12 protein-coding genes are annotated in these 11,932 nt (G+C 60.1%); 8 read left to right on the forward strand and 4 right to left on the reverse strand.

The genetic code is table 11. The annotated features are described in order from the left end of the window. A partial coding sequence (locus EOS_RS22095) for a zinc-binding dehydrogenase (RefSeq protein ID WP_047848843.1) occupies nucleotides 1–462 on the forward strand: 462 nt, incomplete at its 5' end. An 18-nt stretch (nucleotides 463–480) separates the two neighbouring features. Here the strand turns inward: EOS_RS22095 and EOS_RS22100 are convergent. Continuing rightward, nucleotides 481–1,263 (reverse strand): substrate-binding domain-containing protein, encoded by a 783-nt coding sequence (locus EOS_RS22100; protein WP_047848844.1) that lies wholly within the window; start codon nucleotides 1,261–1,263, stop codon nucleotides 481–483. A gap of 771 nt (nucleotides 1,264–2,034) precedes the next feature. Here EOS_RS22100 and EOS_RS46375 point away from each other — a divergent pair. From EOS_RS46375 to EOS_RS22140, 7 genes are all read left to right on the forward strand, one after another. Further along, on the forward strand, nucleotides 2,035–2,442 hold the full coding sequence (locus EOS_RS46375; protein WP_053064008.1) for a hypothetical protein: 408 nt from the start codon (nucleotides 2,035–2,037) through the stop codon (nucleotides 2,440–2,442). A 108-nt stretch (nucleotides 2,443–2,550) separates the two neighbouring features. After that, nucleotides 2,551–3,249 (forward strand): response regulator transcription factor, encoded by a 699-nt coding sequence (locus EOS_RS22115; protein ID WP_047848846.1) that lies wholly within the window; start codon nucleotides 2,551–2,553, stop codon nucleotides 3,247–3,249. A gap of 68 nt (nucleotides 3,250–3,317) precedes the next feature. Then, the gene (locus EOS_RS22120; RefSeq protein WP_053064009.1) at nucleotides 3,318–4,661 is read left to right on the forward strand and encodes a FecR domain-containing protein; all 1,344 of its coding nucleotides are present in this window, start codon (nucleotides 3,318–3,320) and stop codon (nucleotides 4,659–4,661) included. Between the two features lie 9 nt (nucleotides 4,662–4,670). Then, the gene (locus EOS_RS22125; RefSeq protein WP_047848848.1) at nucleotides 4,671–7,121 is read left to right on the forward strand and encodes a CHASE2 domain-containing protein; all 2,451 of its coding nucleotides are present in this window, start codon (nucleotides 4,671–4,673) and stop codon (nucleotides 7,119–7,121) included. 19 nt (nucleotides 7,122–7,140) lie between these two features. After that, nucleotides 7,141–7,725: a DUF4136 domain-containing protein gene (locus tag EOS_RS43630; RefSeq protein ID WP_160312517.1), complete on the forward strand. Its 585-nt coding sequence runs from the start codon at nucleotides 7,141–7,143 to the stop codon at nucleotides 7,723–7,725. Between the two features lie 144 nt (nucleotides 7,726–7,869). Beyond that, nucleotides 7,870–8,670 (forward strand): MipA/OmpV family protein, encoded by an 801-nt coding sequence (locus EOS_RS22135; RefSeq protein WP_047848849.1) that lies wholly within the window; start codon nucleotides 7,870–7,872, stop codon nucleotides 8,668–8,670. Between the two features lie 294 nt (nucleotides 8,671–8,964). Further along, on the forward strand, nucleotides 8,965–9,501 hold the full coding sequence (locus EOS_RS22140) for a cupin domain-containing protein (RefSeq protein WP_047848850.1): 537 nt from the start codon (nucleotides 8,965–8,967) through the stop codon (nucleotides 9,499–9,501). A gap of 31 nt (nucleotides 9,502–9,532) precedes the next feature. Here the strand turns inward: EOS_RS22140 and EOS_RS22145 are convergent, their stop codons facing one another. Genes EOS_RS22145 through EOS_RS22155 form a run of 3 tightly spaced genes read right to left on the reverse strand, consistent with a single transcriptional unit; the run spans nucleotide 9,533 to nucleotide 11,822 of the window. Further along, on the reverse strand, nucleotides 9,533–10,324 hold the full coding sequence (locus EOS_RS22145; RefSeq protein ID WP_087881983.1) for an amino acid ABC transporter ATP-binding protein: 792 nt from the start codon (nucleotides 10,322–10,324) through the stop codon (nucleotides 9,533–9,535). A gap of 26 nt (nucleotides 10,325–10,350) precedes the next feature. After that, nucleotides 10,351–11,085, reverse strand: a complete 735-nt coding sequence (locus EOS_RS22150; RefSeq protein ID WP_063779106.1) for an amino acid ABC transporter permease — start codon at nucleotides 11,083–11,085, stop codon at nucleotides 10,351–10,353. Between the two features lie 8 nt (nucleotides 11,086–11,093). Further along, entirely contained in the window at nucleotides 11,094–11,822 is a 729-nt protein-coding gene (locus tag EOS_RS22155) for an amino acid ABC transporter permease (RefSeq protein ID WP_047848851.1), read from the reverse strand. Nucleotides 11,823–11,932 lie beyond the last annotated feature (110 nt).

Raw genomic sequence — 11,932 nt, forward strand, 5'->3', positions numbered from 1 at the left:
ACGCTCGTGGAGCTCGGACGAGGCCGCGTGGTGCCGGTCGTGCTCTCGGGCGATGCTGCGCAGGACGTGGCGGCCATCTGCTCGGCTGCGGGCGGCGGCGCGGACCTGGCCTTCGACATGGTCGGCAATGCCAGCGATGCTAACGCCACGCTAGCCACGCTAAGAAGCTTGCGCCGCGGGGGGCGCCTCGTGCTGATGGGCAGCATGCTGGTGGACCTGCCGGTTCCCTATGGCGAGATGCTGCTGCACAGTCGGGAACTGATCGGCCACTTCATGTACACGCCCGGCGACTATCTCGCGCTGGTTGCGCTGGTGGCTTCGGGCCAGTTGCCGCTGGAGTCCGTCGAATTGAAGACCTTTCCATTCGCCGCGCTGGAAGCTGCCATTGACGAAGCCGGCCGCATGTCGGGTCTGCAATGCACGGTGGCTTGCGGCGACTGGGTCAGTACAGATCGGTCTTGAGACATCCCCCTTCAGCGTTCAGTGCGGCGTGACCGGATCGAGCCCCGTCTGCCTGACGACTGGTGAGACCTCCGGCGAAGCTAGGTAGTCGAGCAGCGCCTTCGCTTCGGCCGGATGTTGCGCGCCTACCGGGATGCCGCCCGCGAATCGCGTGATCGACTGCACCGATTCGGGAATCTTGCCAACGAACGTCACGCCCGGCACGGGCAGCAGTTCGCTCACCTGCTGGAAGCCGAGTTCGTAGTCACCGGTGGCCACCACTGACGCCACCGGAATCTTCGGCACCATCGTGGCCTTGGGCCGGATCTGGTCCTCGATACCCAGGCGCTTGAACAACTCGTTCTGTATGTACACGCCGCTCGCGCTGTCGGAATAGGCGACCGACTTCGCGTGCAGCAACGCCTCCTTCAAAGCCGCCACCGTGCCGATGTCCGGCTTCGGTGCACCGGCGCGAACCACCATGCCGATAGCGGAATCGGCGAGTTCGACGCGCGAACCGGGCATGACCTTGCCTTGCTTGATGAGGTCGTCGAGCGCGTAACCCACCATGATCACCACGTCCGCCGGTTCGCCCCTGGCCAGCCGGTTCGGGATGGCTTCGGGCGCTTTTCCCATCGACGGACCCAGGGCGGTGTCCAAGGTATTGCCGCTTGCCGCCGCGAATTTTGGCCCGAGGATCTTATAGGCGGCGGTAAATCCACCGGAACTCATGACATGCAGTTCAGCGGCCTGGACGGTGGTCGCGGCAACAACGCCGCCGATGAACGCGAATGCGGACAGCTTCAGCAAGAAAGATTTCATGAGTGACTGTAAAGAGTTATAAGAGTTGATAAGGGTTGATAAATCGATGAGATTTGCGCCGACGAATTTTAAACGCCGCGAGCACAATGGCCGCTAGGGAACACCCTGTGATATGCAGCGTACGGACACGGAAATAGGGCGCGGCATAGACTGACAATTTACTTACCGAACACGCAAATGCTGTGCTTGCGGTCCCTCTTTGACATCCATACCGATGCCGGGCGAATGAAGTGTTAAATACTGAAAAGTACGTTAAATGGCCTAGTGATTGGCAGTAAAGTGCATCATCGAAGGACAGTTCTGGTTTGTCCCTCGGTAAATAAAATCGGTGGGAAAAAACACTTCCGGCGTTATGCGCTAAGGAATGCCATCCCACGAAGGCGAGCCGTTTTATTCAGCGCTGAGAGGCTGGTTCGCCGCACGGTCAAGATGTCAGTTTTCGGGGATATTAGTGAATACCAAAACGCTATACCAAGGGAATCGTGCGTCCGTCATTATCGACGCGGAAATAGTACATATTGAGGCGATCATGTCTCGTTGTCTTGCGACGGGAGCCGATGGCGCGATTTTTCACGCGAACTATTGGCGCAACCGTTTATTGACGCTACGGGATTCCGGTCTGAGTCATATGCAGGACGTCGCGGTGCAGTCGCTTTTAAGCGATCTCGTAGAGTCCGCCTAGACCGGAGTGCAAGAAACGGGACGTGGGGAATCCAACGTATCCAGGCCGATTGTTTATGTCGGGTAACAGGACAGTACCGGGTGCTTCGAATGTTGAATAAATCCAGTGGTGGCCCACTTGCGTGGAAGTCGAAAATCCAGCCGGGGCAATCGACTGATAGCTTGCGTTATGTGACGCTGGATCTCGCGTCGGATTCGCATGCGCGCGCGGCGATAGAGGCTTACAGCGATTCATGCGCGGCCGAGCTGCCATGGCTGGCGGATATTTTGCGAACGCGACTGGAGACATTGAACCGTTCGGTGGACCGCACTCAGGATCATTTTGCGGGATTTCGCGAAGATGAAGCCGCCCCAATGCCGCTGACTTATTGCGAACAGACGGCGCGGCGATTGATGGCATTTGCCTGCATGTGTGCGCGGGCGCGTGAGGATTACTCGGATGCGGCGTGGGATCATGTCATGAAAAGCTTTGACCGGATGCTGGTTCAAATGCGTTGAATCGCGGTAAAAAGTATAATAAAACGAACGCGATAATCTGCATTGGCATTGGGTGTTAAGCAAAATAAACGACAGGGCCGTCTTGACTATTTAACGGGATATCAGGCAATGAGGATTTGCGTGCTGGACGACGACCTGAGCCAGACGGAGTTTGTGGCTCAGACACTGACCGCGGCCGGGCACCTCTGCCAAGTGTTTACGGACGGCAAGAGCCTGATCCATGAGCTGAGGCGTCAGCCTTACGACTTGCTGCTGCTCGACTGGAACATGCCGGAAATGCCGGGCGACGTCGTACTGCAATGGGTCAGGAAAAACCTCACCACGAATCTGCCGGTCCTCTTCCTGACGAGCCGCAGCGTTGAAGCCGATATCGTCCAGATGCTCAATGCCGGTGCGGACGACTACATCCTCAAACCGGTGTCGCGGCCTGTGCTGCTCGCGCGCGTGGAAGCGTTGTTGCGGCGGATTTACATGCAGCAGCACGAGGTGACCCAGGAAACGTACGGCATTTATCGATTCGATCTCACTACTCAGACCGCACTGGTCAGCGAAGCGCCGGCCGCGCTGACGCAAAAGGAATTTGAGCTTGCGCTGCTGCTCTTTCGTAACCTGTCGAGGCCACTGTCACGCAGCCATATCCGCGAATCGGTCTGGCGGCAAGACGTGGATATTCCCTCGCGGACAATCGATACCCATGTGTCGCAGATTCGCTCCAAGCTGGTGTTGCGACCGCAAAACGGTTACCGCATAACACCCATTTATAGCTACGGCTACCGGCTGGAAAAAGTGGGGAATGAATCGCCGTGAACGGGTTCCATAAAAACAGGCGCGGTCCGGCGGCGCATCAACGTCCACGTACGGGGCTGGAAACCGCAATGGCGGTGGCCGGCATCGTCGCGATCGTCTGTTCGATCCAGCCGGCGCACGCCAAACGCGTGCCGCCGCAGGACATGACGCCGTATGTAGTGCGTGCCGACGATTCGCTCTATACGCTCGCGGACCGCTATATGCAGAGTCCTGTCGACTGGCGGCTGTTGCGCGACATCAATCACGTTGCGAATCCGCGCCACTTGCAGATCAATACCCGTCTCTCCCTACCCACCTCGCGCCTCAGGCAGAAATTGCTGACGGCGCAGGTGGTGGCGGTCCGAGGCAACGTCGAGAAAGAAGGCGCTGCGGGCGCGCCGCCCGTGCCGTTGAGCGCGGGGACGCTGCTGGTGGAGGGCGACGAAATCCAGACCGGCCGCGACGCGTTCGTGTCCATGACGCTGCCCGACGGCTCGCACGTTGTGTTGCCGTCGAGCAGCCGTATCCAGATCGGGCGATTGCGGACCACGGTGCTGACCGGCGCGGTTGAACGCCAGTTCGACCTGAAGGAAGGCGAGGTCACGACCGACGTCACGCCGTTCAAGAACCCGCGCGACTCGTTCCGGGTCAGTTCGCCGTCGGTGGTGGCAGGTGTGCGCGGCACGCGTTTCCGGGTGAACTACCTGGCCGCGCAGGATGCGACCACCGTCGAGGTGCTGGCGGGCAAGATCGGCGTGGACGGAGCCGGTGCCGATAACGCCGCCCCGCTACCGGTTCAGAGCGGCGCGCAGACACTCGTTCTGGCCGGCTACGGCAACGTGACTCGCACGGGCCAGACCGCGGGCGCGTCGGTGCGGCTGCTCGATCCGCCGGACATTGTCGATCCGGACAAGTTGCAGCGTGCTCCGCAAGTTGCATTCGACCTGACGCCGGTCGATGGCGCCGGTGCATACCGTACGGAAATCGCGACCGATGCCGATTTTCTCGACCTGCTTCGCGACCAGCGCACGACCGGCCTGCATGCGGCGTTCGACAACATTCCCGACGGCAACTATTTCGTGCGTGTCTCGGCCATGGACACGCACGGCATCGACGGTTTGCCGCAGGTCTTCACGTTCAGCCGCCATCTCGATACGACCAACGCGGCGGCTACGCCGATCGAAGGCAATGGCTACGTGTTCCGCTGGCATGTGGACGGCAACGGGCAGGGCACGCGGTATCGCTTCATCCTGTCGAGTCATGCGGACCTGAGCGCGCCGCTCATCGACCTGCTCGACGTGTCGGGCGGCGAGATGTCGGTGGCGCATCTGGCGCCCGGAAAGTACTACTGGACGATTGTTGTCGATACCTTCGAAAACGGCCGGCTCCTGTCGATTCCGAGCGAAATCCGGTCGTTCACTCAAACGCGGTAGGCGCGACCCATGCCATGGCGCTTCCCCTTTCGCAACCCGCGCTGGCCGGGACCGTCGATAGGCAAGCGCTTCTTCCTCGAGTGGATGCTGATTGGCGCGGTGGGCGTTGCCGCCGTACTCTACGGCGTCGTGAGCCCGTTGACGGAGCGCGCAAGTTTCCTGATCTACGATCAGTTGCTGTCGCACTCGGCGAGCCGTCCGTCGGCCGGCATTGTGATCGTTGCGGTCGACGACGAGAGCATCGCGGAACTCGGGCGCTGGCCGTGGCCGCGCGAGACCCACGCAGCGCTGCTTGATCAACTCGCGAAGGCGAAGCCGGCCAGCGTTGCCTACGACGTGCTGTTCACCGAGCCTTCTCCCGGCGACGCCGCTTTCGCCCAGGCAATGAAGCACGTGCCGACCTATCTGCCGCTTCTCGTCGATCGCCTGCCCGTCAACCAGAACGAGCCCGCGGCGGTCGAACCCGTTCCGGTGTTGCGCGCGGCGGCGGCGGGCGTGGGTCATATCGATCTGGAAGTGAATCAGGACGGCATCGTGCGCAGCGTCTCGCTGTTCGAGGGCAGCGGCAAGAACTGGTGGCCGAGCATCACGGTGCCGGTTTATCGCGCGATGCGTGGCCCGGATGCGCCACTGCCCGGCATCGAACCGGCGGCGGCCGATGCGGCTTTTGCTGCGTCAGGTCCGGCGGGCGCGGGAGAGCTGAAACGTGCGCACCGGATGATGATTCCGTTTTCGCATACGTCGCTGGATTATCCGCGGGTGTCGTTCGCGGCCGCGATGCAAGGCTCGGTTCCGCCTGAATTTTTCGCGGGCAAGATCGTGCTGGTCGGTGCAACGGCGGCCGGCCTGCGCGACCGCTTTGCCACGCCGATTTCAGGCGATGTGGGCGAGCTGCCGGGCGTCGATATCTACGCGACTATCCTCGATGGATTATTCGACGGCCGCGCCATCGAACCGGTCAGCAACAAGGCGGCCGGCTGGACGAGCCTCGTGCCGATAGGCATCCTGCTCGCGGGCCTGCTGGTGATGTCGCCGTTCCAGTCGCTGATACTCACCATCGCGCTGGCCTGCGCCAGTCTGATTTCCAGCGCCTGCATGGTGTACTTGCGCTCGCGCTGGCTCTCGCCGGTGCCGGCGCTCGGCGGCCTTGCGCTGATCTATCTGCTGTGGAGCTGGCGGCGTCTCGAGGTCGCCATGTCTTATCTCGGACAGGAGCTGCGCCTGCTTGCCGCCGAGCCCAACCTGCTGCCCGGGGCCGAGCAGAAACCCCAGGGCGCGGCGGGCGATCTGCTCGAGCGCCTGATCGCACTCACGCGCCAGGCGGTGCAGCGCCAGCGCAATATGCGGCAGTTCATCTGGGACAGCCTGAACAGTTTGCCGGAGCCAATCATGGTTTGCGACCGCGACGGCCGCATCCTGATGGTCAACGATCCCGCACGGCTGCATTTCGGCCCCGTGCGTTTCAACGACATGTCGATCGTGCAGATCTTCAGTGACTTCCACTTCGTGCGTCTGGTCGACGAGGACAGCAGCGGCGCACTGCCCAGCGGGATGTCATGGCCGGCGATGCTCGACCCGCGTGTCGAGCGTCACGCCGAGGTCATGATGCACGGCATCGAAGTGCGCGATCGCCATGGGCGTGACCATATGCTGCGTTATGCGCCCTGCACGACGAGCGCGGGCGGATCGCTTGGGTGGATCGCGAGCTGGGTCGATATCACCGCGCTGCATGCCTCCGAGCGCCAGCGCGACGACATGCTGCATCTGCTGTCGCACGACATGCGCTCGCCGCAGGCGTCGATTCTCGCGCTGCTCGACACCGAGCGGCCGCACATCGACTCCACGCGCGCGATGGACCTGATGGAGCGCGTCGAACGCTACGCACGGCGCACGCTCGCGCTAGCCGATGACTTCGTGCAACTCGCGCGCGCCGAGTCGCAGCATTACAGCCTCGAACTGCTGAACCTGCACGAACTCGCGATCGACGCCAGCGACGAGATCTGGCCGCTCGCGCACGCGAAGGACATCGAGGTGCGTTGCGAGAGCGAAGGCGAAGCGTTCTGGGTCCTGGCCGACCGGTCCCTGATGACGCGCGCGCTCATCAACCTGCTCAGCAACGCGGTGAAATACAGCCCGCCTGCTACGCGTGTGGACTGCATCGTCAGCGAGATGCCGGGGGCGATCGTGTGCGTCGTGCAGGACATGGGCTACGGCATCGCGCTCGAGCAGCAGGCGCATTTGTTCGAACGCTTCCGGCGCTTTCATCTCGATGGTCAGCCGCCAAGCGACGGAACCGGGCTCGGGATGGCGTTCGTCAAGACGGTGATCAGCCGCCACGCAGGCGAGATTGCTATTAAAAGCGCGCCGGACCAGGGGACGACCGTGACGATCACCCTGCGCGCACAGACCGTCGAGCCGCGTGAAGCGAGCGACAACGAACCCGCGGCGCAAAAGCAATAAACGTTTTCTGGGGAACGAAGTGAACATACGATCGATAGCAGGCGCCGTTTTTCTTCTCGCACTTCTCACCGGCTGCGCTAGCGAGCAGCCGGTGCGGATCAGCGCGTATCGGGACAAATTCGGGGACAAATTCGGAGGCGATTTCACGACGAGCAGCGTCAAGACCTATGCGCTGCAATCGTCGAGTGTCGAGCCTCAGGGCGATGCCGCGACCAACGCGGCGCCCGCCCGCTGGCTTGATGAAGCGCTGGCCACCAAGGGTTTTCGGCCGATGCCTCCGAACAGCGCGGACTACCTCGTGAAGCTGGGTTATGCAACCCGCCCGCAAGCCGTGCGTGTGCGTGCCGCGTGCACGGGCGCGCCGGAGAGCGCATGCGACGACGTGGCGCCGGAGAAGAATTGGTTTGGACCCAAACGCTACGTCCATGCGCTGACGATCCAGTTTGTCGAACGTGCGAGCGGGGCGGTCGGTTACCAGGTGAGCGTGACGCATGCGGATCGCGATCCCGTTGGCAGCGCAGCGCTGCATGGCCTCATGAGTTGTGCGTTCGCGGACTTTCCGATGCACAATGCCGAGCGGCGCGAGGTCGCGCGGTGTGATTAACGGCTAGCGGAAAATCGGCATGCGGGAGATTGGCGTATTCTTGCGCCTGAACGAAGCGGCGAGTGGTGCGGGCGACCGAGCCAAGCCGTTGATGACGTTCAGTCCACACGAGCCCTAAGGACTCGACATGCCAGGGAACCCGCAGTGAAGTTTGCCGATTTTTGCCGTTGCACCCTAGTCTCTTTCACGTGCGTCTGGGTCACGAACGCCGTTGCCGACGAGCAAAGCGCCGCTCCCGATGCGAGCCCCGCCGATCCATGGAAAATCTCGGTCGGCCCTGCGCTGATGGTCTCACCGAAATACCCTGGTTCGCGTTCGTTCCAGGTTTTGCCGCTGCCATCGCTCGATATCTCCTACGACGACCGGATCTTCTCGCAAGGTCTCGACGTACTCGGCATCAATCTCCTGAAAGGCCCGGCTTATCATTTCGGCACGGCGATCAGCTTCGATTTTCAATCGCGTAACGAGTCCGACGATCCGCACCTGCGCGGCCTGGGCAACGTGCACTACGGTCCGAAGCTGAAGGTGTTTGCCGACTATTCGGTGTCGCTGCTGACGGGTTCGGTCGCGGCTTATCAGGACATCGCGGGCACGGGGCAGGGTTTGCTTGTCAGTGGCGATCTGGTGGCAAATATGCCGTTGACGTCGAAGCTGCTGGTGTCTATTGGACCGGGCGTGACGTGGGCCAACGCCGTCTATAACCGTACGCTGTTCGGCGTGTCGGCCAGTCAAAGCGCTGCGTCTGGTTTGCCGGTATATAACACCAGTTCGGGCATCCGGGACATCCACCTGAATACCTATGTCAGTTACGATTTCTCGAAGAAATGGGTGGGTTCGGTTTCGCTGACGGCCGGCCGGCTTGAGCACAATGCAGGGAACAGCCCGATCACCGAACGCCGGACCGAATTGAATTTCCTCGCCGCAGTGAACTACCGGTTCAAGTGATCTGCGGCTTTTATCGCGTAATGTTTCGCTTCACGCGGTTCTTCAGAATGTGGCGCGTTCGCCAGAGCCTGTTGTGAAGAAATACTGCACACGCGATGCGGTTCCATCGCGCTTTCCAAATCTGCTTCGTCGCCGCTCCGTAAAGTACCGAGCGCTGTGTGCTCCCCTGTGGGCTGGCTTGGCGAGGTATTCGGCCAGTCTTGCCAAGGTGGTTTGCCACCGGCTTGACCGCTTGCGGTGGCCTCCATATACTTATTTTTGTTAATTGAGACTTTACAAGCGGGTGGCTACATCGTGATCGGCGAGAGACTTAAGGAATTGCGCACTGCCCACGGCCTGTCGTTGCGGGACCTGGCAAGTCAGGCAGGCGTATCCGCAACGTTGTTGAGCCAGGTCGAACGATCCGTCACCGATCCCAGCCTGGAAACCATGCGGCGACTAGCCGGTGTATTCGGCGAATCCGTCGCGTCCCTTTTTACCGCAACGGCGGCGCCGTCTGTGTGGATCAGCCGGCCCGGCAACCGCGCAAGACTAATCGCCCCCATGGGGCAAGTGACCTATGAACGGCTGACCGCCGGCAACGGTCAGCTCGAAGTGCTGCGGGCAGTGCTCGATCCCGGCCAGACATCAGCCGAGGAGCCACGCGGTCACGCTTCAACGGAGTGTGTCTATGTGGTTGCGGGTGAGCTCATCGCGGAGATTGCCGGTGTCGACTACACCGTTGTCGGCGGTGAGAGCGTTTCCTTCGATGGACGGCTGGCCCATCGTTACCGGAATGAGTCGGATAAACAAACCGAGATCATCTTGTCGGTTACACCGCCGAATCCCTGAGGGGTCTTGCGGGTCTCGCGACGGTCGCTGCTCAGCTATGCGCCAGTCCTCGTGCCGTTTCGGGATGTCCGCGAAGCACGCGGCCGAGAAATGCCCTCGTGCGTTCGTGCCGGGGCGTGTCGAAAAATTGTGCGGGCGCTGCTTCTTCAACGATTTTCCCCCCGTCTATCAAAATAACGCGATCGGCGATTTCTCGCGCGAACCCCATTTCGTGCGTGACGCAAATCATCGTCATGCCTTCTTTCGCAAGGCCAACCATGGTGGCCGGCACCTCTTGCACGACTTCCGGATCGAGCGCCGAGGTTGGTTCATCGAAGAGCATGATGGAAGGCTGCATGCATAACGCACGTGCTATCGCGACCCGTTGTTGTTGTCCGCCCGATAACTGCCCGGGATATTTTTTCGCTTGATCGAGGACCCGGACCTTATTCAGAAAATAAAGCGCTCTTTCTCGTGCCTCGGTCCTCTTCACGCCGCGCACTTTGACGGGTGCCAGCATGCAGTTTTCAACCACCGATAAATGCGGAAACAGATTGAAACTCTGAAAGACCATGCCTACTTCGCGACGAATATCCTTGAGCTGTCTCAAGCGCTCACCGTTATGCACGTCGGTTACATGGATCGTTCCGGACTTGAATGTCTCAAGTCCATTGATACACCGGATCAACGTCGACTTGCCCGAACCCGATGGACCGCATATGACGATCCGCTCTCCTTTCTTGACGCGAAGATCGATGCCCTTCAGGACAGAAATCGCTCCATAGCTTTGCTCAAGCCCTTCGATCTGAAGGATTTCGTTTTGAGTTGAAAATGCGTCATCCATGATCAGACCTTGAAGGTAACGATGATTTAAGGACGGGCAAGGCCGAACATGCGTTTTGCGCGTTCGAGCCTGCCGTTGGATGAACGCTGCCCTTGTTTTTTCCGGAAGCTTTCCGAGAGCTCAGACCCTATCGAGCAAATGAGCAGATAGACAACCGCGACCGTCGAATAAAATTCCACGAGTTTCGAATCGCGCTGAGCGATCTTTGCCGCCGCACCGAGGAAGTCGGTAAGAGACAGCACATACACCAGTGCCGTGTCCTGAAACAGGATGATTGTCTGCGACACGATTATTGGTGCGGTTGCCCGCAAAACCTGCGGAACGACAACACTCCAATACATGGATGAGGTGGAAAGACCAAGTGCCTTTGCGCCTTCATATTGCCCTTTGTCGATTGCCTTAAGTCCGGCCCGCACAATCTCCGCATAGTAAGCAGATTCAAAAAGGGTAAAGGTAATAAAAGCGGTGAACCTTGGGCCGAGCGGTATCGAGTGGCCGGTGGGCGTCAGGTGACCCAGCAACAGTGGAACTAGAAAGAAGAACCAAAAAAGAACAAGGATCAGGGGAATGGAACGCATCAGGGTGACGTATGCGCGAACGGCCTCGGCAGCAACCGGCACGCCCATGTGCCTGATGATTGCCATGAACGTCCCTAACAGCATTCCGCCAATCATGGCCACCAGCGTGAGCTCGACGGAAAAGAGAAGTCCTTGCAGCAGGTACGGAGTAGCGCTGACGACAGCAGCGAAGTCAAAGGACATGAGGTCACCTACTTTCTGGGCGTATTGTTTGGGCTCATTCCAGGAATACGAAGGATCCGCTCCACCTGAAACGCGACTTGATGCAACACGAGCGCGATTAGCAAGTACAGAACGGTTGCACTCGCAAACGCGTCGAACGTCCTGAACGTGAACTCATTGATCTGTGCCGCCCGGGCAGTGATCTCAAGCAGGCCGATCGTCAGCGCGACGGACGTATTTTTGAGGAGGCCAAGTGCTTCGCTGGTCAGCGTTGGAATGGTGATGCGAAGTGCCTGCGGCAATAGAATCAGGATGTAAGTCTGAAAGGCGGTCAAGCCAAGCGCGTCTGCTGCTTTTCTCTGGCCATCGGAGAGAGAATTGACGCCGGCGCGAACCTGTTCCGCAATACGTGATGCCGTGTACAAACTAAGTCCGGCTACGGCGGGATAAAAACTTGCCCAGGGCGGCGCGATCTGCTTGATTGCACTTCCCCATGTGGTTGGGATTACTTCGGGAAGGACGAAGTACCAAAGGAACACTTGCACGAGGAGCGGGACATTGCGGAACACCTGAACATAAAGCCGCGCCGCAATTCGCAGTGGAAGATGGCGGACGGTGCGAGCCGCACCGACGCCAATGCCTATGGCGAACGCGAGCACGCCGGAAACAAACCACAGGAGCAAAGTCCAGAAAAGGCCGGACATCAACCAGCCAAGGTAGGTGCCACCGTCGGCTGCCTGGTCAAAGAGCACTTGCATTGCTTTTCCCTCACTGAAAGGGCGCCCGCGACGGGGCGCCACATCGGGTAACAGGTCGACGGCCAGATGATGTGAATGTCTTGAGGCAGAGACCCCTTGAAACGGTCCGC

Source organism: Caballeronia mineralivorans PML1(12) (assembly GCF_001028175.1).
Lineage (GTDB): Bacteria > Pseudomonadota > Gammaproteobacteria > Burkholderiales > Burkholderiaceae > Caballeronia > Caballeronia mineralivorans.

Excerpts from the sequence above, each read along its gene's own strand:
- EOS_RS46375 (WP_053064008.1), top strand. The coding sequence starts at position 2,035 with ATGTTGAATAAATCCAGTGGTGGCCCACTTGCGTGGAAGTCGAAAATC.
- EOS_RS22150 (WP_063779106.1), bottom strand. The coding sequence starts at position 11,085 with ATGTCCTTTGACTTCGCTGCTGTCGTCAGCGCTACTCCGTACCTGCTG.
- EOS_RS22155 (WP_047848851.1), bottom strand. The coding sequence starts at position 11,822 with ATGCAAGTGCTCTTTGACCAGGCAGCCGACGGTGGCACCTACCTTGGC.
- EOS_RS22115 (WP_047848846.1), top strand. The coding sequence starts at position 2,551 with ATGAGGATTTGCGTGCTGGACGACGACCTGAGCCAGACGGAGTTTGTG.
- EOS_RS22125 (WP_047848848.1), top strand. The coding sequence starts at position 4,671 with ATGCCATGGCGCTTCCCCTTTCGCAACCCGCGCTGGCCGGGACCGTCG.
- EOS_RS22145 (WP_087881983.1), bottom strand. The coding sequence starts at position 10,324 with ATGGATGACGCATTTTCAACTCAAAACGAAATCCTTCAGATCGAAGGG.
- EOS_RS22100 (WP_047848844.1), bottom strand. The coding sequence starts at position 1,263 with ATGAAATCTTTCTTGCTGAAGCTGTCCGCATTCGCGTTCATCGGCGGC.
- EOS_RS22120 (WP_053064009.1), top strand. The coding sequence starts at position 3,318 with ATGGCGGTGGCCGGCATCGTCGCGATCGTCTGTTCGATCCAGCCGGCG.